This is a genomic window from Serratia sp. GW822-FHT06D09, assembly GCF_058799515.1.
In genome coordinates, this window is the sequence record NZ_JBXALO010000011.1 from 56,631 (window position 1) to 81,412 (window position 24,782).

Consider the following 24,782-nt stretch of genomic DNA (forward strand, 5'->3'; position numbering starts at 1 on the left):
CTTAAAATGCCTCGCCCCAAGGTAATGGATATGTTGGACTTTCCTGTCAATCTCTCGCAATAATGATGAAGGACACTAGAGCGGCATCCGGGCGCTGCGTCCCGGATCCTTTTCTAAAATTGAACTGGAGTGGCAATGGGTCAGGAAAAGCTCTACATCGAAAAAGAACTAAGCTGGTTATCCTTTAATGAACGCGTGTTGCAGGAAGCCGCAGATAAGAGCAATCCCCTGATTGAGCGCATGCGTTTTCTGGGCATTTATTCCAATAACCTTGACGAGTTCTATAAGGTCCGCTTTGCCGATCTCAAACGACGCATTCTGATCAGCGAAGAACAGGGCTCTGGCGGCGCTTCACGCCATCTGTTGAAAAAGATCCAGGCCAAGGTATTAAAAACCGATCAAGAATTCGACAGCCTGTATAACGATTTGCTGCTGGAAATGGCACGCAACCAGATCTTCCTGATCAACGAACGCCAGGTGTCGGAAAACCAGCAAATCTGGCTGCGGCAATACTTTAAACAGCATCTGCGCCAGCACATCACGCCGATCCTGATCAACAATGAAACCAACCTGGTGCAGTTCCTGAAAGACGATTACACCTATCTGGCGGTGGAGATTATCCGCGGTACGCGCATCGATTACGCGCTGCTGGAGATCCCGTCCGACAAGGTACCGCGCTTCGTCAACCTGCCGCCGGAAGCCCCTCGTCGCCGCAAGCCGATGATCCTGCTGGATAACATTCTTCGCTACTGCCTGGACGACATCTTCAAGGGCTTCTTCGATTACGACGCGCTCAACGCCTATTCGATGAAAATGACCCGCGATGCGGAATACGATCTGGTTACCGAGATGGAATCCAGCCTGCTGGAACTGATGTCTTCCAGCCTGAAGCAGCGCCTGACTGCAGAGCCGGTGCGCTTTGTTTATCAGCGCGACATGCCCAATGAAATGGTGGAACTGCTGCGCGGCAAGCTCGGTATTTCCAACTATGATTCGGTCATTGCCGGCGGCCGTTACCATAACTTCAAAGACTTCATCGGTTTTCCGAACGTCGGCAAGGCCAACCTGGTCAACAAACCGCTGCCGCGCCTGCGCCATACCTGGTTCGAAAAATTCCGCAACGGGTTTGACGCCATTCGCGAGCACGACGTGCTGCTTTACTACCCGTACCACACCTTTGAACACGTGCTGGAGTTGGTGCGCCAGGCGTCGTTCGACCCCAGCGTGCTGGCGATCAAAATCAATATTTACCGCGTGGCAAAAGACTCGCGCATCATCGAATCGATGATCCACGCCGCCCATAACGGCAAAAAAGTCACGGTGGTGGTGGAGCTGCAGGCGCGCTTTGATGAAGAGGCCAATATCCACTGGGCCAAGCGCCTGACGGAAGCCGGGGTGCACGTTATTTTCTCCGCGCCTGGCTTGAAAATTCACGCCAAACTGTTCCTGATCTCACGCCGTGAAGGCGACGAGATTGTGCGCTATGCTCATATCGGCACCGGTAACTTTAACGAGAAAACCGCGCGCATTTACACCGACTATTCATTGCTGACCGCCGATTCGCGCATCACCAACGAAGTACGCCGGGTGTTCAACTTTATCGAAAACCCGTACCGGCCGGTCACCTTCGACAACCTGATGGTGTCGCCGCAGAACTCGCGTCTGAAATTGTATGAGTTGATCGACAACGAAATTGCCAACGCCGAAGCCGGGCTTCCGGCCGGCATTATGCTGAAAATCAACAATCTGGTGGATAAAGGGCTGGTAGATCGGTTATATACCGCCTCCGGCGCCGGCGTAAAAATCCGCCTGTTGGTGCGCGGGATGTGTTCTTTGATTCCCAACCTGCCGGGGATCAGTGACAATATTCAGATAATCAGCATCGTCGACCGCTATCTGGAACACGATCGGGTTTACGTTTTCGAAAACAAAGGTGACAAACTGGTTTATCTGTCCTCTGCCGACTGGATGACCCGTAACATAGATTACCGCATCGAAGTCGCGGTCTCGCTGCTGGATCCAACGCTGAAACAACGGGTTCTGGATATTCTGGAAATCCTGTTCAGCGACACGGTCAAGGCACGTTACCTCGATAAAGAACTGAGCAACCAGTACGTGCCGCGCGGCAACCGCCGCAAAGTCCGTTCTCAGGTTGCCATTTACGAGTATTTAAAAGCTCTGGAACAACCAGGACAGTAGGCCAGCAACTATGCCGCTAAAAAGCACTGCAACGAACAAACCGCAGGAAATCGCTGCCATCGACCTCGGGTCGAACAGCTTCCACATGGTGATTGCCCGCGTCGTCAATGGCGCCTTACAGGTATTGGGGCGTTTAAAACAGCGGGTCCACCTCGCCGATGGATTGGACAGCAACAATGTGCTCAGTGAAGAGGCAATAGAACGCGGCCTGGCCTGCCTGGCGCTGTTCGCCGAACGGCTGCAAGGCTTCCCGGCGGATAACGTCACCATCGTCGGTACCCACACCTTGCGCCAGGCGGTGAACGCCGAGGTATTCCTCAAGCGCGCAGCCAAAGTGATCCCCTACCCGATCGAAATCATCGCCGGGCAGGAAGAGGCGCGTCTGATCTTTATGGGTGTGGAACATACCCAACCGGAAAAAGGTCGCAAGCTGGTGATCGACATCGGCGGCGGTTCTACCGAGCTGGTGATCGGCGAAGATTTTGAACCCCTGCTGGCGGAAAGCCGCCGCATGGGCTGCGTCAGCTTCGCCCAACAGTTCTTCCCGGGCGGGGAAATCAGCAAAAACAACTTCAAACGCGCACGCCTGGCGGCGGCACAGAAGCTGGAAACGCTGGCCTGGCAGTACCGCATTCAAGGCTGGCAATATGCTCTGGGCGCGTCGGGCACCATCAAGGCCGCGCACGAAGTGCTGGTGGCAATGGGCGAAAAAGATGGCCTGATCACCCTCGAGCGGCTGGAAATGATGGCGGAACAGGTGCTGCAGTTTAAAAATTTCAGCGCTATGAGCCTGCCGGGGCTGTCGGAAGACCGCCAGTCGGTATTTGTGCCGGGGTTGGCAATCCTGTGCGGCGTGTTCGATGCGTTGGCGATCCGCGACCTGCGCCTTTCCGACGGTGCGCTGCGCGAAGGCGTGCTGTATGAGATGGAGGGCCGTTTCCGTCATCAGGACATTCGCAGCCGCACCGCCAAGAGCCTGGCCGATCACTACAATATCGACCGCGAGCAGGCCAAACGTGTGCTGGATACCACTGAGCTATTGTATGCGCAGTGGATGGCACAAAATACCAAGCTGGCGAACCCGCAGTTGGAAGCCTTGCTGAAATGGGCAGCGATGTTGCACGAAGTGGGGTTGAGCATCAACCACAGCGGCATGCATCGCCACTCGGCCTACATTCTGCAAAACACCAACCTGCCGGGCTTCAACCAGGAGCAGCAGTTGCTGCTGTCGGCGCTGGTACGCTTCCATCGCAAGGGTATCAAGCTGGAAGAATTGCCGCGCCTGAACCTGTTCAAGAAAAAGCATTACCTGCCGCTGATCCAACTGTTGCGTCTGAGTACCCTGCTCAACAACCAGCGCCAGTCGACCACCACGCCGGAAACGCTGCGCCTGAGCACCGACGATAACCACTGGACGCTGCGCTTCCCGGCCGGTTATCTGGCGCTGAACAACCTGGTGCAACTGGATCTCGAACGTGAACAGGCCTATTGGAACGACGTCGTGGGCTGGAAACTGATTTGCGAAGAGGAAGGTTCGCAAGACGAGCAGCGCTCGGCCTGAGTCTGTCGCCCCCGTACTGCGGGGGCGACCATCAATTCTGTTCTGATAGCAACGTCGCCAAGGGTTGCGGTTCGCCGACGAAATACCCCTGCATATAGTCTACGCCCACCCCTTTCAACGCGACCAACTGCTCCAGGCTTTCTACGTATTCCGCCACAATGGTCAAGCGCTTCATTCGCGCGACTTTACAGATAGAGGCAATCACCTGGAAATCCACCGCGCTGGTGAGCATGTCACGTACAAAGCTGCCGTCGATTTTCAGCATATCAACCGGCAACATCTTGAGCCGATCGTAACCGGCATAACCAGTGCCGAAATCATCCAGAGCAATGCGGCAGCCCATTTCACGCAGCGCCTGCAGGTTGGCGCCGGCGTAATCCGTATTCTGCAGCAGATGCGACTCGGTCACCTCCAACGTCAGTTGATACGGTTCGATGCGATACTGCTGCAACAGGTTGTCTACATCCTGGCTCAGCATCGGTCGGCACAGCGAAGAGGGCGTCAAATTCACCGCAAAGCGTGCACTGGGCAGATCGATACGGTGCTGGTCCATAAACTTCAACGTATTGCGCAGCACCCACAGATCCAGCCGATAAGCCAGGCCAAACTCATGCGCCACCGGCAGAAAATCATTCGGCGATACTGTGTTCCCCTGATCGTCGAGCATACGCAGCAGAATCTCATAATAACGATCACCGCGCAGGCCCACTATCGGCTGCGCCATCAAGATAAAGCCGTCGTTATCCAGCGAACGTTGTACCCCATGTAAGAGCGCCACCTTGCGTTTGACTTCATCCTGCACCAAATTGCCGCTGCTCTGCACATTCTCCGGCTTACCGCTGGTCAGCGACACTTCCGCCAACGCGCTAAGCTCCCCCAGCAACTGGTAGAGGTGTTCAAAATCGGGCAGCACGCTGCAATACCCTAACCCCAGCGGGGGGTGCAGCGGCAAACCGTTCCAGATCAGGCGGAATTTTTCCAACGCGCGGTAAATCGCTTCGACCTTTTCTTCGCTATTGTCCGCATCCACTCGCAGCAACAAGTCATAGCCCGGCAGATGATAGACCCCTTCACCGGGGGCCAATACCTGATGCAGCAGCGCCGCCAGTTGCTGTTTGAAACGAATACGAAGCTGCATGCCATAGTTACGGCTCAGCAAATCCAGTTCGCTGACGCGCAGGAAACACAGGGTTGAAGGCGGAGACTGAGCCAGATCACGCTTGAGGGCACGCAGGTTCGGCAGGCCAATTACCGGATCTTGCAGCGAGGCGCTTTGTGCCCTGGCATGGCTTAACCGTTGGTGAGTATTGAGCGCCGACATCAGGAAAATGCACAGGGTGAACACCACCATCATCGAAGAGATGACCGCCAGGTTATGCAACAGATTGTCGGGTTGTGAAGCGCCGGGATAATGAAAAAACAGCACCAACAGAGTGGCAGACCAGATAAGGCAGTTGAATTGATAGCCAAAACGCATCGCACCGTAGAGCATTACCGGCAGCAGTAAGACCAATCCGTACCCCCCGAGCAACAGGGGAATGGCTTCTTTAGCGTGATGGGACAGCACCGCCACCATCCCCACCAGCACCAACAGCCACAGCGACAGCTCTTTTTTATCGACGTTTGGCGCCATTTCACGACCAAAGCGTCGCCAGAGCGTCAGGGCAAAACGGGGTTTATTCAAGATGCGCAACATGATGTAGAGCAAGGGCATGGCGGAGAGACAGCCCAGCAACAGCGCTTGAAAATTAACCAGTGCCATCAGGTAGCTGTTATCGCCGGGCATCATCCCGAGTTCGTCGGGCAACCGGGCAAAGGCGACCAGCAGTTTCAGGCCGAAGACAAACAGCAATGCCGGTAGCACCACCAGCCAGATTAGCCGCTCCTTCACCAGCGCCGCACCACCCGGGGCCGCACACCAACGGCGTTGCGTTTGCCTGCGATACCCCAGCCAACACAGGCTCAGGCAAGACAGGTACAGCAGCGTCACCAGCAGGCCGCTTTCCAGCCCCAGCCGGTGGGCGTAACGCAGCATGATGGCGAGGGCAATACCCGGCAGCGCCCGCCAGTCGTAGACCATCAACAGCGCAATACAGGCGGTGAGCGGTAGATAGAGCAGATAGACTTTGCCTTCAGGCAGCATTATCCGCGGCGATAGCCAACCTGCGAACGGGATCAATAACAGGCTCCAGAGGAGGGGACACCCCCACCAGCGCTCGCGTAAATGCTTCCAGAATATTGGCTTGATCATAAAAATAACGAGTCCGTCAGGGCGTAATTCCATTCACGCGTTCGGGTAACAAGGCAGGTTCCTTTTCGTACCTCTATCCATTCATGAGGCAAGCTGAAAGTATCATATGCGACAGGAGAATGGCGGAAATTTTAGGCGCCGGGCGGGGGTGAGGCTTGACTCCGATCAACCAAAGAGGAAAAGTTGGGTAAAAATGTGTAAGCCTATTTTTTGCCTCATCTTAAGCTGCTGATCCGACAGATAAAGCCAAACTTAAGCTAAACAGCGGCGAGATACCGGGTTTTGCTGCCCGGAAATATATACTCTAAATAATTGGAGTTGCATCGAGGCGGCAACGCAGCGAATCCCCAGAAGCTTACACTAGTAAGTGACTGGGGTGAGTGAGGAAAGCCAACAAAGATGCAGCTTCAAGTATGACGGGTATAGACAATATTTGTCATCAATGGCTAGAATTCCGTTTACACTCTATGGGCCTGCATCAGTGTTCAATATCTCTATAAATTTCAAGTGGCCGCAGCACGGCCAGCGTGAAAGATGGCGGGCATAACACAGGAAACCGGCATGCCGGGTGATATATGCGTAGAAAATCCACCGGACAGATGACCAAAATAGTGCTGTTTGTCAGCTTTATCATTTTAGTCGGCCGTCTGCTGTATGCCGCGGTCGTCGCGGTGCCCCACCATCAGGAAAAAAAACTCGCCCCTCAGCAAAGCACCACTGAGATGAGCGACGAAAACCGGGACACCACTCCCTGAACTCACAGATTCAAGTTATCCCGCAGGGCTTGCGAATAGTTAAGCAGCCTGCCGTCGGCCAGTATCTCGGCGCGCCAGACCCCTTACTTATTCCTCAGCAACTGCTCCCATTTCATAAAAATGACGCCTGCATTCACTATGCTCTATCTAGTCCAGAGTGGGTCTTAAGGATCACGGGTGCCAGTAAGGAAGACCATGTCAGCTGCAACACATAACGTTAAAAAAGTCGCTGAGTACCGCCAGCGCATTCTTTCTCTGCTGTTAAACAACAAAGATCTGGTCGATGGCATTCTCGGCCGGCCAGGGGATGAAAACACCCTCAGCAAAAGCGAGCTGCTAAACCAGACTGCAGAAATCACCGGCCTGCTGGACGACATGCACGCCGCTGACCTCGCGGACCTGCTGGAAGCGCTGCCCCAAGACGAGCGACTGGCACTGTGGCGGCTGGTGGGGAACGCCAAACGCGGTCAAACGCTGGTGGAAGTTGCCGAGCCCGTGTGGGACAGCCTGATCGAAGAGATGAGCGACAAGGACCTGCTCAAAGCGATCAAGACGCTGGACGTCGATGAACAGGCCTATTTGGCACAATACCTGCCGCGTAACCTGATGGGACGCCTGTTGACCTCCATGGAGCCGGATCAACGCGCACAGGTGCGCGAGATGATCCACTACGGCAAGGACACCGTCGGCTGGATGATGGATTTTGAACTGGTCACGGTACGCCCCGACGTCACTATCGGTGCCGTACATCGCTTCTTGCGCCTGCGCAAAACCATCCCGGAAGCCACCGACAAGCTCTTCGTCACCGATCGTAAAAATACTCTGCTGGGCGAACTGCCGCTCACCGCCGTGCTGCTTAATGACCCGGAAACCCTGGTCCAGACGGTGATGGACAGCGACCCTACCCGCTTCCAGCCGGATGACAAGGCCGAAGCGGCGGCCAGCGCATTCGAACGTTATGACCTGATCAGCGCCCCGGTGGTCGACGCCAAGGGCAAGCTGATGGGCCGTTTGACCATCGAAGAAATCGTCGATGTGGTCAATGAAGAAAGCGACAGTAACCTGCGCCGCATGGGGGGCTTAAGCCCGGAAGAAGATGTGTTTGCCCCGGTCAGCAAGGCGGTGAAAACCCGTTGGGCATGGCTGGCCATCAACCTGTGTACCGCGTTTATCGCCTCGCGCGTCATCGGCCTGTTCGAACACACCATTTCACAACTGGTGGCACTGGCGGCGTTAATGCCGATCGTCGCGGGGATCGGCGGCAATACCGGTAATCAGACCATCACCATGATCGTACGCGCGCTGGCACTGCACCAAATTGAGGTCGGCAACATTTCCCGCCTGATGTTCAGAGAACTGGGGGTAGCCATTATCAACGGCGTGGTCTGGGGCGGCATCATGGGAGTCGTGACCTGGCTGCTGTACGGCGACTGGGCGATGGGCGGCGTCATGACGCTGGCGATGATCCTCAACCTGCTGGTAGCCGCGCTGATGGGGGTGGTGATCCCGATGACCATGCTCAAACTGGGGCGCGATCCGGCGGTAGGTTCCAGCGTATTGATCACCGCTCTGACCGATACCGGCGGCTTCTTTATCTTCCTCGGACTGGCTACCTTGTTCCTGCTTTAAACCTCCAGAAGGCCGGCCACGCGCCGGCTTTTGCGTTTGCTCACTAAAGCTGTCTGATTCAGTGGGTTTTATTGCCGCGCTGTACTACCCTTTGCCAATAAACTTTCCATCTCATTCGCGTCATGACCTCGTTCAGTGACAGATGCCAGAGTTAAGGGTTGTCTATGGATATCAGCGCACCGAATCATCTCATCACGCGTCAGGGCGCCTTGTTGACGCACAGCCTGCTGGCGGCGGTGGCGGTATTTTTACTGGCATTGCTGTGCCTGACGCTGTCGAACGAATCCAGCCACTTTACCCCGCTGTGGTTCCCCACTGCCGCCATTATTGCCGTGCTGTTTCGCCACTCGCCACGCCAATGGGGGTTGCCGCTGCTGGCATGCGGGGTTGGCATCGTGGCCGCCAGCTTCACGCTGTTCGGCTTTAGCTGGTTCCCGGTAAAACTGACCCTGATCAACCTGCTGGAAGCCGTGGTTTGCACCCTGCTGTTGCGCCGCATGCTGCTGCAGGACGATCCGCTGAACAGCCTGGCCAGTTGGCTTAAATTTGTCGTCTGCGCGGTGATATTCACCCCTTTGTTCAGCGCCCTGCTGGCCGCCTGGTGGGTTCCCGCCCCGGGTCACCCTTTCTGGCACCCCTTCAGTACCTGGTTTATTTCAGAAGCTATTGGCGTCCTGTCGCTGACGCCCATCGGGCTGGTTTATCGCCGTCGCATGCTGGATACGCTGAATCTGTACACTCTGCTGCTGACGTTGATAGTCGCGCTGACCTTCAGCTATCTGGCGCTGAGCTACCTGCCCTTTCCGTTCACCTTCGTCATTCTGCCGCTGCTGTGGGCGGCAATCGCGCTGCCGCGGCTCGAGGCTTTCGTCATCTGCTTTTGCACCACGCTGATGATCACCGTGATGATTTCCATCGGGTTGCTGCATTTTCATGCGCCCACCGGTCCGTTCAGCGATATCGAGATTTACCTGCCGATCCTGTTGATTTTGATCCCGGCGCACTCGATGGCCATGGTGATGCACGCCTTCCGGGTGGAGAAACAGCATATCGTCGAGAGTGAAACTCGCTTTCGTAATGCGTTGGAATATTCGGCCATCGGCATGGCGCTGGTGTCGCCGCAGGGGAAATGGCTGCAGGTCAATCAGGCGTTGTGCAAACTGCTCGACTATACCCCGGAGGCTCTGCGGCGCCTGACTTTCCAGGAAATCACCCACCCGGACGATCTGAACGCCGATCTGACGCAGCTGCACGATCTGCTCGATGGGCATATCAGCAGTTACACCCTGGAGAAACGCTATATTCGCAGCGACGGCGAGCACGTCTGGGCGCTACTGGCCGTATCGCTGGTGCGCGATGCCGAAGGGCTGCCGCTGTATTTTATTTCGCAGGTAGAAGACATCAGCGAATTGAAACGCACGGCCGCAGAGAACCATCGACTGATGGAGCGCATTACGCTGGCGAATAAAGTGGGCGGCATCGGCGTTTGGGAATGGATGATGCACGGCGAAGAGCTCACCTGGGACAAGCGTATGTTTGAACTTTACGACCTCAGCCCGGACCAGACGCCAACGTTTTCGCTATGGCGGACGCTGCTGGTACCGGAGGATCGTGAACGCACCGACCGTGAGATGGCCACATTGTTGAAGCGGCCGGGCCCCTTTGTTCTGGAGTTCCGACTGCTCACCCGCGAGGGAAAAGTGCGGCATATCCGCGGCCAGGGTAACGTTATTTTAGACGCTCAGGGTCTGCCGCTGCGCATGATCGGCACCAATATCGACATGACGGAGGTCCGTAATCTGACCGAAGCACTGCACGAAGAAAAAGAGCGTCTGCACATTACGCTCGATGCGATCGGCGAAGCGGTGATATCCACCGACGACGAAATGCACATTACCTTTATGAACCCGGTGGCCGAACAAATGTGTGGCTGGCCACTCAGTCTGGCGATCGGCATGCCCGTCGCCGGCGTGGTTCGAATGACCAACGGCAAAGACGGTGAAGAGGTAGAAAACCCGATCCAGTGCTGCCTGCAGGAAAACCGGCAGCTGTCCCCAGACTATGCCCTGGTGCTGCATGGTCGCGACGGTCGCTGTTTTGACATCCAGCAGTCGGTATCACCATTGAAAACGATCGACGGCAACGTCATGGGCGCGGTGATGGTACTGCAGGATGTCACGGCCTCGCGCGAACTGATGCAGAAGTTGAGTTACAGCGCGTCCCACGATGCCCTGACCACGCTGCCCAATCGCACCAGTTTTGAAAAGCGCCTGAAGGCCGCTATCGCCAACGCCACTGAAAAACGACTGCAGCACGCGCTGGTGTTCCTCGATCTCGACCGTTTCAAGGCGGTCAATGACAATGCCGGCCACGCCGCGGGCGACGCGCTGTTGAAAGATCTTTCCCTGTTGATGCGGCACCATCTGCGTAACAGCGACTGTCTGGCCCGGCTTGGCGGCGATGAGTTCGGGCTGATCCTGTTCGACTGCACGCGGGAACAGGCCCAGTCGCTGATACAGCAATTGGTTAATCACATCAGCCAGCATCCGTTCTTTTGGGAAGGGAAGATTTACCACGTCGGCGCCAGTGCAGGCGTAACCCGTATTGATGCCGATGCCGGCAAGAGCAGCGAGCTGCTGGCGCAGGCGGATATTGCCTGTTATACCGCCAAGCATCGCGGACGTGGCCAGGTTTATCTCTATGAGGCGCGTCAAAAAATGATCCTGGAACGTCAGCATGAACTGCTGACGCGTCAGGAAGTGACGGACATCATCAACGATGGGCAATTATTGCTGCATGTCAGGGCGGTCGCACCGCCAAAAACGCCGCTGGCGGTCTGTTTCTATCAGTTGAAACTGCAGGTGAGGGATCAGGACGGTCAGGCGCTGGCGAGCGACGATTTTATCTCCGCTGCCCGGCTATACGATCTGACGCAAGAGGTTGACCGCTGGATCATCGGGCAGATTTTGACGCAGCGCGCCCCTGATATTGCCCGCAAGGGGTTGTCCATCGCGCTGCCGCTGACAACCGACAGCCTGCTGGACGCCAGCTTCCAGGACGATCTGCTGGCAGCGCTGGACGCCTCCCCCTTGCAACCAGGAGCATTGCTGCTGGCGGTCGATGATGCGGTGGTGCTGGAGCACGCCGGTATTTGCAGGCCGTTCCTCCAGCAGTTGCAGCAACGGGGCTGCAAGCTGATCGTTAACGGTTTTGGGCACAGCCTCAACGCCTTTGACGAGTTGCATGGCCAAAAGATTGACTATATCCGCGTCGACGAACGCTTCATCACCAACGTGCACTGCAACCAGATGGACGAACTGATGGTGTCGATGCTCAATGGGGCGACGCATCGGGTGCACGCCCAAACGCTGGCCGGCCCGGCACACCAGCAGATAACGCTGAACACCCTGCAGGCGATTGGCATCGATCTGTCGGACGGCGACGCCATCGCACTGGAACAATCGCTGACGGAACTGCTCAGCGGCGGTTACTTTGGTATCCGCTAGTCGCCATTCCCAGCAATATCCCCCTGCCTTTCGAGCGGCGGCCTCGCCGCCGCATCTCATCCATTCTGCTTTTTTTGCTTAGCCCGCCTGAGGTTAGTGGTATAACTAACAGGTCAAAGTTAATCGCTTGCATAACACCTCGATACGGAAATCAGCATGCGAATTAATTTTTTCCTCTCTCAATACACCTAATTGTTCAGGGATGAATGGCTATGAAAAAAGAGTGGTTTGCCGCCAGAGAGCTGACCGGCATTGCAGGACTGCCCTCCTCGCCACAGGGCATCAATTTAATGGCCCGCCGCGAAGGCTGGATCAGCCGCCGGCGCAAAGGCGTGCAGGGCAAAGCGGTGGAATACCACATCAACAGCCTGCCGATCGGCGCGCGCAGCTTACTGATACTGCAAGAAGATCCTGCTGAATATCAGGTTGAACGCCAAGATCCGCTGGCGGTGTGGATTGAGTATTACCATCATCTGAGTGAAAGCGAGCGCGAGAAGGTACTGAGCTTCCTGATGCGCGAAGGAATAGACGGCCTGCTGACGCGCATTGCTGCCAAAGACTAGCCCGTCGCCGCTACCCGACAGCCTCCGTTGACGGCGCCCAGCCATCGTTATGCCACAGATGCAGCGTGGCGTAGGAACGCCAGGGTCGCCAGCTTTCAGCATAGCGCTCAATCTGGCGTGGCGTCATGCCGGGAAAACGCTGTTTGATCAGATAATCCCCCGCCAGGAACACGTCCGGCCACGACCAGGCTCGCATGGCGATATAGCTGGCGGTCCAACTGCCAATCCCCGGTAGCGCAGTCAGCGCCTTGATCCCCTGCTCAATATCCAGCACGTTCTCCAGTTGCAACCGCCCTGCGGTCACCGCCTGCGCAATACCGATTAACGCCGCCGCTCGTTTTAACTGCACCCCCAGCGGGCGTAGCGCCTCAGGCTGTAATCGCGCAATCTGTTCGGCAGTGGGAAAGACGTGGGTAATGCCACCGTAGGGCTGTTCCAGCGGGGTGCCCCAAAGTTCAGCCATCCGTCCGGCAAAGGTCGCCGCCATTTTGACGCTGACCAACTGCCCAAGCACCGCGCGGGTCGCCTGTTCGAATGCGTTGACGCAGCCCGGTAGCCGCAGGCCCGGCGCCTCGGCAGCCAACGGCCCCAATGCCTGAGCGATAAGGTCCGGCGCGGCGTCGAGATCAAACAGTTGGCGAGTGCGGCGCAGCACTTCCGTCGTCACCCGGCTCAGGGAAGGTGCAATTTCCACCCTTACCCGATTATGCGCCTCTTCCGGCTGCACGCTGACCCAGCCACGATATTCGATGCCGCCCTGAGTGATGGCTATCGCCCGCAGGTACTGTTGCCCCTCCACCCGCTCCACACCGCTCACCGCACGGGTTTGCAAAAAACCCAGCATGCGCGACCAGTCATAGGGCGGTCGATAGCCCAGATGAAACACCAGCCCGCTGGCGACGGTACGTTCGTTACGGCCACTGCTGCTGCGCAGTGCCGAGGGGACCAGCCGGTAGCGCGCCTTGAACAGTTCGTTAAAACGCCGCAGGCTGCCGAAACCGGCGGCAAAGGCCACCTCACTCAACGGCATATCGGTATCCGCCAGCAGGCGTTTGGCCTGCAACAGCCGGTGCGACTGGGCATAATCAATCGGCGAGGCGCCAAACTGATCGGCAAAAATACGCCGCAGGTGGCGATCGGAAATGCCTAGCCGCGTTGCCAGTTGCTCGCAGCTGTGCTCCGACAGATACCCCTGCTCAATCAACTGCACCGCCACCTGAGCATAACGATTGCCGAGATCGATCAATGCCAATCCCGGCGCCAATTCCGGCCGACACTTCAGGCAGGGGCGAAACCCCGCCAGTTCCGCCGCCGCCGCGCTCGGGTAAAAGGTGCAGTTTTCAATTTTTGGCGTACGGGCGCTACACACCGGGCGACAATAAATACCGGTCGACGAAACGCCGACGAAGAAGCGACCGTCAAATTTGCGATCGCGCGCACTCAGTGCTTCATACAACGCCTGCTGTTGGTTTTTCATAGCCACGCTCGGGGTCAGTTTTTTGTGCATTATGCGACTCGATGGGTGCGCTGACGTGCGAGATTCGGACATTAAGTTAAGCATGCTAGCGCCGTCGCCGCTAAATTTTTCGTCAGTTAAGCGCTCTCAGATTGCCCAGGGGCCGAGTCTCGGGTAAAGTCGCCCCCCTTCATTGGCATGGGGATAGAGAAAAGACATGTTTATTGGATTTGACTACGGAACGGCCAACTGTTCCGTCGCAGTGATGCGAGAAAATGGCCCCGAGCTGCTGACGCTGGAAAACAACGAGCCCTATCTGCCGTCGATGCTGTGTGCTCCGACGCGCGAAGCCGTCAGCGAGTGTTTGCACCGCCACTGGCAGGTGCCGACCGCCAGCGAGGAAAACCAGCAACTTCTGCGCCGGGCAATCAACTATAACCGCGAAGAAGATATCCCGGTCGCCAGCGACAGCGTGCTGTTTGGCCTGCAGGCGCTGGCGCACTACGTTGAAGATCCGGAAGAAGTGTATTTTGTCCGCTCCCCGAAATCCTTCCTCGGCGCCAACGGCCTGAAACCACAACAGATCGCGCTGTTTGAAGATCTGGTGTGCGCCATGATGTTCCACATCAAACGTCAGGCGGAAAACGTACTGCAAGACAGCATCAGCCAGGCGGTGATCGGCCGTCCGATCAACTTCCAGGGCATCGGTGGCGAAGAAGCCAACCGCCAGGCGCAGGGTATTTTGCACCGCGCTGCCGAGCGTGCAGGCTTCAAAGACATTGAATTCCAGTTCGAGCCGGTCGCCGCAGGCCTGGATTTCGAAGCGACTCTGGAAGAAGAAAAAACCGTGCTGGTGGTGGATATTGGCGGCGGGACAACCGACTGTTCGGTGCTGTTGATGGGGCCGCAATGGCGTGACCGTGCCGATCGCCAGCAAAGCCTGCTGGGCCACAGCGGTTGCCGCGTTGGCGGTAACGATCTGGACATCATGCTGGCGTTCAAACAGTTGATGCCGCTGTTCGGTATGGGTGGCGAAACTGAAAAAGGCATCGCTTTGCCTGCGTTGCCTTACTGGAATGCGGTAGCCACCAACGACGTTCCGGCGCAGATCGACTTTTACAGCGCCGCCAATGGCCGCATGCTGCGCGATTTGATCCGCGATGCCGCCGAGCCTGAAAAAGTTAAACGCCTGCTGAAAGTGCATCAGCAACGCCTGAGCTACCGTCTGGTGCGTGCCGCGGAGGAGAGTAAAATCGCCCTGTCGGCACAGCAAAACATCAGCGCTCCGCTGGCCTTCGTCCAGACTGATTTGGCAGAAACCATCAGCCAGGATCAGCTTGCCGAGGCCATCTCACAGCCGCTGCTGCGCATTCAGGAACAGGTCAGCGCCGCGCTGGCCAGTAGCCAGACCGCACCGCAGGTGATTTATCTCACCGGCGGCAGCGCACGTTCCCCGCTGTTGCGCGCCGCGCTACAACAGCAGTTGCCGGGCATTCCTATCGTCGGCGGCAACGACTTCGGCTCGGTCACCGCCGGGTTGGCTCGCTGGGCGCAGACGCTGTTCCGTTAAGGGCACCAGGGCGCGGTAGCTCAATGCCGCGCCCCGCCGCCAAGCCATTCGCTGCGAAATCAGGTACTGTATCGGCTGGAACCATAATCATGGCAGGAACAACAATGCTGATCGTTCTTTCCGGGCTGCCAGGCAGTGGTAAAACTACGCTCGCACGGGCGCTGGCTCGCGCATTACCGGCAATGCATCTGCGCATCGATACCCTTGAACAAGCTATCCGTAACAGTGGCTCCCTGGCCGATGACGTCGGCCCCGCCGGGTATTTTGCCGCTTATGGCGTTGCCGAAGACAACCTGCGTCTGGGCCACTGGGTGATTGCCGACTCGGTCAACCCGTTGCCGGTCACTCGCGAAGCCTGGCATAACGTCGCACAACGGGCTGGTGTAGCCTGCATAGATTTTGAGGTGGTTTGCTCAGACAGTGCCGAGCACCGTCGCAGGGTTGAAACCCGCGACGGGGACGTTGCCGGACTGCGCCTCCCTAACTGGCACAGCGTCACCCGCCACGATTACCTACCCTGGCATACCCCGGTGGCCCGTATTGATACCGCAGGCCAGCCAGTGGAAGCCAGCGTGGCTCAGTTGCTGTCCTTGATTAACGCCGTCGGCAACTGAGCAGGTCACCAGGCGCTGGCGTCGTTCAGGATGCGGATATCCTCGGCATCCAGCCGCAGCCGGGTAGCGCTGATCAGCTCATCCAACTGCTTTAGCGACGTGGCGCTGACGATCGGCGCGGTGATGTCCGGCCGCGCTATCAGCCAGGCCAGTGAAACCTGCGTTGGCGAGGTGTGGTGTTTTTCCGCAACCCGATCCAGCGCAGCCAAGATCTTGAAACCGCGTGGATTAAGGTATCGCTCAACGATGGTGTCACCACGTTGGCTCTTGCCGATATCTTTTTCACTGCGGTATTTGCCGGTCAGGAAACCGCTGGCCAGCGAGAAGAAGTTAATCACGCCCAATCCATGGCGCTGCACCACCGGCGCCAGGCTGCGTTCATACTCCTCACGCGCATAAAGATTGTACTCCGGTTGCAGGGTCTCATAGTGCGCCAACCCATTATCTTCACTGACTTTCAATGCCTCCTCCAGACGATCGGCCTGATAGTTGGAAGCGCCTATCGCCCGCACCTTACCGGCCTTGATCAAGCCGTCGAACGCCGCCAGGGTTTCCGCCAACGGCGTGTCCCGGTCGTCGTCATGCGATTGATAAAGGTCGATATAATCGGTCTGCAAACGCCGCAGTGAATCCTCTACCGCCTGCTGGATATAGCGTGGTGACAGCCCCTGCTTACCCTCGCCCATCGGCTTGCCGACTTTGGTAGCGATGATCACCTGGTCACGCTTGCCGCTCTTTTTTAGCCACTGGCCGATGGTGGTTTCCGATTCACCGCCCTGATTGCCCGGCACCCAGCTCGAGTACACGTCGGCGGTATCGATAAAGTTGAGCTGATTTTCCACCAGCGCATCCAACAGGCTGAATGAAGTTTCGCGATCCGCCGTCCAGCCAAACACGTTACCGCCGAAGGTCAATGCCGGCACTTTGATGCCCGAACGGCCCAGTTCTTTATGACTCATTGCATGCTCCATGGAGTTGATGATTCGCAGGGTAATTATTAGCGCGAAAGCAGGAAATCCGCTAAAACGCATTCGCTATAAGCCGGATGGCAACGCTTATAAACATAGCATGATCAAATCTACAACTTATTCGGACAATGCTGACGGTTCCTCCATATTTCCTTCATTTTTATGCCGTCTTTCCTCGCTAAACTAGTATTCTGTAAGGAGTGTAACTTTTTTGGCAATGAGTGCCCGCACGCCTGCCTTTTGGAGAGATTTTCGCCACCATGAATGCAAAAAACCCACGTCGTTCACTGTTACTGCGCCTGTTGGTGGTGGTTATTGTGGCTATTGCCGCCGTGCTGATATGGCGTCACTTCAGCGCTCCGCAGCCGGCCGACAATGCTGCCCCTGGAGCGCGTCACGCCGGTGGGGGCAAAGCGGCGGCAGGCGCAGGACGACGGGGAGCGCCAATGTCACCGGTACAGGCTGCGACCGCCACGCAGCAAACGGTGCCGCGTTACCTTTCCGGGCTGGGCACGGCTACCGCCGCCAACACCGTGACCGTCACCAGCCGGGTCGATGGCCAACTGATGGCGATCCACTTCACCGAAGGGCAACAGGTCAAAGCCGGCGATTTGCTGGTTGAAATTGACCCGCGTCCGTTCCAGGTACAGCTGGCTCAAGCGCAGGGACAACTGGCCAAAGATCAGGCCACCCTCGCCAATGCCCGGCGCGATCTGGCACGTTATCAGCAACTGGCCAAAACCAATCTGGTGTCGCGGCAGGATCTGGACACTCAGCTGTCGCTGGTGCAACAGACCGAAGGCGCAATCAAAGCCGATCAGGGCTCCGTCGACAGCGCCAAGCTGCAAATCACCTACAGCCGTATCACCGCACCAATTGACGGTCGTGTCGGTCTGAAGCTGGTGGACGTCGGTAATTACATCACCAGCGGCAGCACCACCGGCATTGTGGTGATCACCCAAACTCACCCTATCGATGTGGTATTTACCCTGCCTGAGGCTACTATCAGCGATTTGATCAAAGCGCAAAAAGCTGGCCCGGTCAGCGTCGAAGCCTGGGATCGCACCAACCAAAATCTGCTGTCGACCGGTTCACTGCTGAGCCTGGATAACCTAATCGACACCACCACCGGCACCATCAAACTGAAAGCGCGCTTCACCAACGAGGACGACGCGCTGTTCCCCAACCAATTTGTTAATGCACGCCTGAAAGTGGCAACGCTGCTGGATGCGATCGTTATCCCTACGGCGGCCTTGCAGATGGGCAACGAAGGCAACTTCGTCTGGACCCTGAGCGAAGATAACAAGGTCAGTAAACATTTGGTGACCACCGGCGTGCAGGACAGCCAAAAAGTGGTGATTAACGCCGGGCTGAACGCCGGTGACCGGGTAGTGACCGACGGCATAGATCGCCTGACCGAAGGCATGCAGGTTGAGGTGGTCACGCCGCAGGCGGCGTCTGCGGCCGGCAAACCAATCCACTCACCTCGCACCCAGGGGAAATCCTGATGCAGGTGATGCCACCTAACGCCGGCGGCGGTCCATCCCGCCTGTTTATACTGCGGCCGGTTGCCACCACGCTGTTGATGCTGGCGATCCTGCTGGCGGGGATCATCGGTTATCGCGCTCTGCCGGTGTCCGCCCTGCCGGAGGTCGACTATCCGACCATTCAGGTGGTCACGCTGTATCCCGGAGCCAGCCCGGACGTGGTCACCTCGGCGATCACGGCTCCGCTGGAGCGTCAGTTTGGCCAGATGTCCGGCCTCAAGCAGATGGCATCGCAAAGTTCCGGTGGCGCCTCGGTCGTCACCTTGCAATTCCAGCTTGAGCTGCCGCTCGACGTCGCCGAACAGGAAGTGCAGGCGGCAATCAACTCCGCCACCAACCTGTTGCCGAACGATCTGCCCTACCCGCCGATTTACAGCAAGGTTAACCCGGCCGATCCACCGATCCTGACGCTGGCCGTGACCTCCAGCGCCATGCCGATGACCCAGGTGGAAGACATGGTGGAAACCCGTGTCGCGCAGAAAATATCTCAGGTCACCGGCGTCGGACTGGTGACCATTTCCGGTGGCCAACGGCCGGCAGTCCGCGTGAAGCTCAATGCGGCGGCCGTTGCCGCCTACGGTCTGGACAGCGAAACCATCCGCACCGCCATCAGCAACGCCAACGTCAACTCTGCCAAAGGTAGCCTGGACGGCCCGACGCGTTCGGTCACCCTTTCGGCCAATGACCAGATGAAATCAGCCGACGACTATCGTCAGCTGATTGTCGCTTACCAGAACGGTGCGGCTATCCGCCTGCAGGATATCGCCACCATCGAACAAGGCGCGGAAAATACCCGGCTGGCGGCCTGGGCCAATAAGCAGCCGGCCATCGTGCTCAATATTCAGCGCCAGCCAGGCGTAAACGTCATCACCACCGCCGACAGCATCCGCGAGATGCTGCCTCAGTTGATTAAAAGCCTGCCCAAGTCGGTCGACGTCAAGGTGCTGACCGATCGAACCACCACCATTCGCGCCTCGGTCAGCGACGTGCAGTTCGAGCTGCTCTTGGCGGTAGCGCTGGTGGTGATGGTGATTTACGTGTTCTTGCGCAATGTCCCGGCCACTATTATTCCCAGCGTCGCCGTACCGCTGTCGTTGATCGGTACCTTCGCCGCCATGTACTTTTTGGACTTTTCGATCAATAACCTGACGCTGATGGCGCTAACCATCGCCACCGGTTTTGTGGTCGATGACGCCATCGTGGTGATCGAGAACATTTCACGCTATATCGAAAAGGGCGAGAAACCGCTCGACGCCGCCTTAAAAGGCGCCGGCGAAATCGGCTTCACCATTATTTCACTGACCTTCTCGCTGGTAGCCGTGCTGATCCCCTTGCTGTTTATGGGTGATATCGTTGGCAGGTTGTTCCGTGAATTTGCCGTGACGCTGGCGGTGGCAATTTTGATTTCGGCGGTGGTTTCGCTGACGCTGACACCGATGATGTGCGCACGCATGCTGAGCCACGAATCCCTGCGCAAGCAGAACCGTTTTTCCGCCGCTTCTGAACGCTTCTTTGACCGGGTCATCGCCCGCTACGGCAAATGGCTGAAAACCGTGCTGAATCATCCCTGGTTGACGCTAGGTGTGGCGTTCAGCACGCTGGTGCTCACCGTCTTGCTTTACCTGCTGATCCCGAAAGGATTCTTCCCGGTACAGGACAACGGCATTATTCAGGGCACGCTGGAGGCGCCGCAGTCGGTGTCGTTCAGTAATATGGCCGAGCGCCAACAGCAGGTGGCGGCAGAAATCCTCAAGGATCCGGCGGTGGAGAGCCTGACGTCGTTTGTTGGCGTCGATGGCAGCAACGCCACGCTCAACAGCGGCCGGTTGCAAATCAACCTCAAACCCTTGAGCGAACGCAGCGACCGTATTCCGGCCATCATCACTCGTCTGCAGCAGCAGAGCGCACAGTTCCCCGGCGTGAAGCTGTATCTGCAACCGGTGCAGGATCTGACCATCGACACCCAGGTCAGCCGCACCCAGTACCAGTTTACCCTGCAGGCCATGTCGCTGGACGAGCTCAGCCTGTGGGTACCGCAGCTGATGGCGGAATTGAAACAGGCACCGCAGTTGGCGGACGTCACCAGTAACTGGCAGGATCAAGGACTGGTGGCCTACGTGAACGTCGATCGCGATTCGGCTTCCCGCCTCGGCATCAGCATGAGTGACGTGGATAACGCCCTGTACAACGCTTTCGGCCAGCGGTTGATCTCCACCATTTACACCCAGGCCAATCAGTACCGGGTGGTGCTGGAACATGACGTCAGCACCACGCCAGGGTTGGCGGCGCTGAGTGAGATCCGCCTGACCAGCAGCAACGGCACCATCGTGCCGCTGAACACCATTGCCAAAATCGAAGAGCGTTTCGGACCGCTATCGGTCAATCATCTCGATCAGTTCCCGGCGGCCACCATCTCCTTTAACGTGGCCGGCAATTATTCGCTTGGGGAAGCGGTCGACGCCATCACCCTGGCGGAAAAAAATCTCGATATGCCGAAAGATATCACCACCCAGTTCCAGGGCGCGACGCTGGCGTTCCAGGCGGCGTTGGGGGGGACCCTGTGGCTGATCCTGGCGGCGGTGGTAGCGATGTATATCGTGCTGGGCGTGCTGTATGAGAGCTTTATTCACCCGGTTACCATTCTTTCAACCTTGCCCACCGCCGGGGTCGGTGCCTTGCTGGCACTGATGATGGCCGGCAGCGAACTGGATGTGATCGCCATCATCGGCATCATCTTGCTGATCGGCATCGTGAAGAAAAACGCCATCATGATGATCGACTTCGCGCTGGCCGCCGAACGTGAGCAAGGTATGACGCCGTACGATGCGATTTATCAGGCCTGCCTGCTGCGTTTCCGGCCGATACTGATGACCACGCTGGCGGCATTGCTGGGGGCACTGCCGCTGATGCTCAGCACCGGCGTCGGCGCGGAACTGCGACACCCGCTCGGGGTTTGCATGGTCGGCGGGCTGGTAATGAGCCAGATCCTGACGCTGTTCACCACTCCGGTGATCTACCTGCTGTTTGACAAGCTGGCGCGTAACACTCGCCGGCAGCCGGATGTGCAGGAGCTGCCGTGAAATTCTTCGCCCTGTTCATCTACCGACCGGTGGCCACCACGCTGCTGACGTTGGCAATTGCCATCAGCGGTGTGATTGGTTTTAGCCTGTTGCCAGTATCGCCGCTGCCACAGGTCGACTATCCGGTGATTTCGATCAGCGCTTCGTTGCCGGGGGCCGATCCGGAAACCATGGCCTCGTCGGTGGCTACGCCGCTGGAACGCGCTCTGGGCCGGATAGCCGGGGTCAATGAAATGACCTCGATGAGTTCACTCGGCAGCACCCGGGTCATTTTGCAGTTCGATCTCGACCGTGATATCAACGGCGCGGCCCGTGACGTGCAGGCGGCGATCAACGCGGCGCAAAGCCTGCTGCCCACCGGTATGCCGAGCCGCCCGAGCTACCGTAAGGTCAATCCGTCAGACGCGCCAATCATGATCCTGACGCTGACCTCCGACACCTACAGCCAGGGCCAGCTTTACGACTTCGCCTCGACTCAGCTGGCGCAAAAAATCGCCCAGACCGAAGGGGTGGGCGACGTCTCGGTCGGCGGCAGTTCACTGCCTGCGGTGCGGGTCGAACTTAACCCAAGCGCGCTGTTCAATCAGGGGATATCGCTCGATGCGGTGCGCCAAACCATCAGTGATGCCAACGTACGCAGACCGCAGGGTTCGGTAGACAATCAGCAGCAGCGCTGGCAGATCCAGGCCAACGATGAATTGAAAACCGCCGAGGCTTATCGCCCGCTGATTATCCACTACAACAACGGCGCGGCGGTGCGCCTGAGTGACGTGGCCGAGATCAAAGACTCGGTACAGGACGTACGCAACGCCGGGATGACCAACGCCAAACCGGCGATTATTCTGGCCATCAGCCGGGCGCCGGACGCCAACATCATCGAAACCGTCGATCGCATTCGCGCCGAATTGCCCGCCTTGCAAGACAACATCCCGGCGTCCATTCAGCTGAATATCGCGCAGGATCGCTCGCCAACCATCCGTGCTTCGCTGGCGGAAGTGGAACAGTCGCTGGTGATCGCCATTGGGCTGGTGATATTGGTGGTGTTCATCTTCCTGCGGTCCGGGCGCGCGACGCTGATCCCGGCGGTGGCAGTACCGGTGTCGCTGATCGGCTCTTTTGCCGCGATGTACCTGTGCGGCTTCAGCCTGAATAACCTGTCGCTGATGGCGCTGACCATCGCCACCGGCTTTGTGGTCGATGATGCCATCGTGGTGCTGGAAAATATTTCGCGCCACGTCGAAGCCGGCATGAAACCGCTGAACGCCGCGTTGCAGGGGGTTCGGGAGGTCGGCTTTACCGTGCTGTCGATGAGCGTGTCGCTGGTGGCGGTATTTATCCCGCTGCTGTTGATGGAAGGCCTGCCCGGCAGGCTGTTCCGCGAGTTTGCCGTCACCCTGTCAGTCTCGATCGGGCTGTCGTTGATTATCTCTCTGACGCTGACGCCAATGATGTGCGCCTACCTGCTGCGTCACCAGCCGCCGCGAGCGCAGCGGCGCATTCGTGGTTTCGGTAAAATGCTGCTGGCGCTACAAAAAGGCTATGGACGCTCGCTGAGCTGGGTGCTTGGCCATTCACGCTGGGTATTGGCCCTATTTCTCGCCACCATCGCGCTCAATGTCTGGCTGTATATCAGCATTCCGAAAACCTTCTTCCCGGAGCAGGACACCGGCCGACTGATGGGCTTTATCCAGGCAGACCAGAGCATCTCCTTCCAGGCTATGCGCGTTAAGCTGGAAGATTTCATGAAGATCGTGCGTGAAGATCCGGATGTGGAAAACGTCACCGGTTTCACCGGCGGTTCACGCACCAACAGCGGATCGATGTTTATCTCGTTAAAACCGCTATCGGTGCGCAGCGACGATGCACAGAAAGTGATTGCCCGGCTGCGTGCCCGGTTAGCGAAAGAACCGGGAGCCAGTCTGTTCCTGATGGCGGTGCAGGATATCCGCGTCGGCGGCCGGCAGGCTAACGCCAGTTACCAGTACACGCTGTTGGCGGACGATCTCGCCGCGCTACGCGAATGGGAACCGAAAATCCGTATTGCGCTGGCTGCACTGCCAGAGCTGGCAGACGTCAACTCCGATCAGCAGGACAAAGGTTCAGAAATGGATCTGGTTTACGATCGCGAGACCATGGCCCGTTTGGGTATTTCGGTTTCCGATGCCAACAACCTACTGAATAACGCCTTTGGCCAACGTCAGATTTCGACTATCTATCAACCGCTCAATCAGTACAAAGTGGTGATGGAAGTCGCCCCCCCATACACCCAGGACGTCAGTTCACTGGACAAAATGTTTGTGATCAACAAAGACGGCAAGGCAATCCCGCTGTCCTACTTTGCCAGTTGGCGGCCCGCCAATGCACCGCTGTCGGTCAATCATCAGAGCCTGTCGGCCGCGTCAACTATTTCGTTTAACCTGCCGGATGGCGGCAGCCTGTCGGACGCCACCTCCGCCGTAGAGCGAACCATGACGGCGCTCGGCGTGCCTTCCACCGTACGCGGCACTTTTGCCGGGACCGCCCAGGTGTTCCAGGAAACGCTGAAATCTCAGTTGCTGCTGATCGCCGCCGCCATCGCTACTGTGTATATCGTGCTGGGCATTCTTTATGAAAGTTACATTCATCCGCTGACCATTCTGTCCACCCTGCCCTCCGCCGGGGTGGGTGCCCTGCTGGCGCTGGAGCTGTTCGGTGCGCCGTTCAGCCTGATAGCGTTGATTGGCATTATGCTGTTGATCGGTATCGTGAAGAAAAACGCCATCATGATGGTCGATTTTGCCCTCGACGCGCAGCGCAATGGCGGCATCAGCGCACATGACGCCATTTTCCAGGCGTGCCTGCTGCGCTTCAGGCCAATCATGATGACCACCCTGGCGGCGCTGTTTGGCGCATTGCCGCTGGTGTTGACCCACGGCGACGGCGCCGAGCTGCGCCAGCCGCTTGGTATCACCATCGCTGGCGGCCTGATCGTCAGCCAGCTGTTGACGCTGTACACCACCCCGGTGGTGTACCTGTATTTTGACCGGCTGCAGATGAAATTCCGTCGCGGCAAGAAACTGGATCCATTGCCCCAATAATGGCCA

General features: G+C 57.6%; 14 protein-coding genes. 11 read left to right on the plus strand and 3 right to left on the minus strand.

Going from position 1 to position 24,782, the window contains the following annotated elements; translation table 11 throughout:
• Nucleotides 1-135: 135 nt before the first annotated feature.
• Both ppk1 and ppx read left to right on the plus strand, forming a co-directional pair.
• The gene (gene ppk1, locus AC1RKG_RS21440) at nucleotides 136-2,199 is read left to right on the plus strand and encodes a polyphosphate kinase 1 (protein WP_020828079.1); all 2,064 of its coding nucleotides are present in this window, start codon (nucleotides 136-138) and stop codon (nucleotides 2,197-2,199) included.
• A 10-nt stretch (nucleotides 2,200-2,209) separates the two neighbouring features.
• Nucleotides 2,210-3,760, plus strand: a complete 1,551-nt coding sequence (gene ppx / locus AC1RKG_RS21445; RefSeq protein ID WP_020828080.1) for an exopolyphosphatase — start codon at nucleotides 2,210-2,212, stop codon at nucleotides 3,758-3,760.
• Between the two features lie 31 nt (nucleotides 3,761-3,791).
• Here the strand turns inward: ppx and AC1RKG_RS21450 are convergent, their stop codons facing one another.
• On the minus strand, nucleotides 3,792-5,939 hold the full coding sequence (locus AC1RKG_RS21450) for an EAL domain-containing protein (protein WP_493183687.1): 2,148 nt from the start codon (nucleotides 5,937-5,939) through the stop codon (nucleotides 3,792-3,794).
• Between the two features lie 647 nt (nucleotides 5,940-6,586).
• Between AC1RKG_RS21450 and AC1RKG_RS21455 the strand changes: the two genes are divergently transcribed.
• The 4 genes from AC1RKG_RS21455 to AC1RKG_RS21470 all read left to right on the plus strand — a co-directional run bounded on the left by AC1RKG_RS21455 (nucleotide 6,587) and on the right by AC1RKG_RS21470 (nucleotide 12,464).
• The gene (locus AC1RKG_RS21455; RefSeq protein ID WP_020828082.1) at nucleotides 6,587-6,766 is read left to right on the plus strand and encodes a YfgG family protein; all 180 of its coding nucleotides are present in this window, start codon (nucleotides 6,587-6,589) and stop codon (nucleotides 6,764-6,766) included.
• Nucleotides 6,767-6,961: 195 nt separating this feature from the next.
• Nucleotides 6,962-8,395 (plus strand): magnesium transporter, encoded by a 1,434-nt coding sequence (gene mgtE / locus AC1RKG_RS21460; RefSeq protein WP_493183688.1) that lies wholly within the window; start codon nucleotides 6,962-6,964, stop codon nucleotides 8,393-8,395.
• Nucleotides 8,396-8,559: 164 nt separating this feature from the next.
• Complete coding sequence (locus AC1RKG_RS21465) at nucleotides 8,560-11,901, plus strand: diguanylate cyclase (protein ID WP_493183689.1); 3,342 nt, start codon at nucleotides 8,560-8,562, stop codon at nucleotides 11,899-11,901.
• 212 nt (nucleotides 11,902-12,113) lie between these two features.
• A complete protein-coding gene (locus AC1RKG_RS21470; RefSeq protein ID WP_261157381.1) occupies nucleotides 12,114-12,464 on the plus strand; it encodes a DNA-binding protein in 351 nt (116 codons plus the stop codon).
• A gap of 10 nt (nucleotides 12,465-12,474) precedes the next feature.
• Here AC1RKG_RS21470 and alkA read toward each other — a convergent pair whose 3' ends face one another.
• On the minus strand, nucleotides 12,475-13,971 hold the full coding sequence (gene alkA, locus AC1RKG_RS21475) for a DNA-3-methyladenine glycosylase 2 (RefSeq protein ID WP_142814654.1): 1,497 nt from the start codon (nucleotides 13,969-13,971) through the stop codon (nucleotides 12,475-12,477).
• A 166-nt stretch (nucleotides 13,972-14,137) separates the two neighbouring features.
• On the opposite strand from alkA, the gene yegD reads away from it, so the two are divergent.
• Both yegD and AC1RKG_RS21485 read left to right on the plus strand, forming a co-directional pair.
• A complete protein-coding gene (gene yegD, locus AC1RKG_RS21480; RefSeq protein ID WP_020828087.1) occupies nucleotides 14,138-15,490 on the plus strand; it encodes a molecular chaperone in 1,353 nt (450 codons plus the stop codon).
• An 89-nt stretch (nucleotides 15,491-15,579) separates the two neighbouring features.
• Nucleotides 15,580-16,104: a P-loop nucleotide/nucleoside kinase family protein gene (locus AC1RKG_RS21485; RefSeq protein ID WP_115058291.1), complete on the plus strand. Its 525-nt coding sequence runs from the start codon at nucleotides 15,580-15,582 to the stop codon at nucleotides 16,102-16,104.
• Nucleotides 16,105-16,109: 5 nt separating this feature from the next.
• Here the strand turns inward: AC1RKG_RS21485 and AC1RKG_RS21490 are convergent, their stop codons facing one another.
• Nucleotides 16,110-17,063, minus strand: a complete 954-nt coding sequence (locus AC1RKG_RS21490; protein WP_493183690.1) for an aldo/keto reductase — start codon at nucleotides 17,061-17,063, stop codon at nucleotides 16,110-16,112.
• A 269-nt stretch (nucleotides 17,064-17,332) separates the two neighbouring features.
• Between AC1RKG_RS21490 and AC1RKG_RS21495 the strand changes: the two genes are divergently transcribed.
• Genes AC1RKG_RS21495 through mdtC form a run of 3 tightly spaced genes read left to right on the plus strand, consistent with a single transcriptional unit; the run spans nucleotide 17,333 to nucleotide 24,776 of the window.
• Entirely contained in the window at nucleotides 17,333-18,580 is a 1,248-nt protein-coding gene (locus AC1RKG_RS21495) for an MdtA/MuxA family multidrug efflux RND transporter periplasmic adaptor subunit (RefSeq protein ID WP_493183691.1), read from the plus strand.
• Nucleotides 18,580-21,699 carry an MdtB/MuxB family multidrug efflux RND transporter permease subunit gene (locus AC1RKG_RS21500; protein ID WP_046372940.1) on the plus strand — a complete coding sequence of 1,040 codons (3,120 nt, stop codon included), beginning with the start codon at nucleotides 18,580-18,582 and terminating at the stop codon, nucleotides 21,697-21,699. The genes AC1RKG_RS21495 and AC1RKG_RS21500 overlap by 1 nt, the downstream gene beginning before the upstream one ends.
• The gene (mdtC, locus tag AC1RKG_RS21505; protein WP_493183692.1) at nucleotides 21,696-24,776 is read left to right on the plus strand and encodes a multidrug efflux RND transporter permease subunit MdtC; all 3,081 of its coding nucleotides are present in this window, start codon (nucleotides 21,696-21,698) and stop codon (nucleotides 24,774-24,776) included. The genes AC1RKG_RS21500 and mdtC overlap by 4 nt, the downstream gene beginning before the upstream one ends.
• The last annotated feature ends 6 nt before the right edge of the window (nucleotides 24,777-24,782 follow it).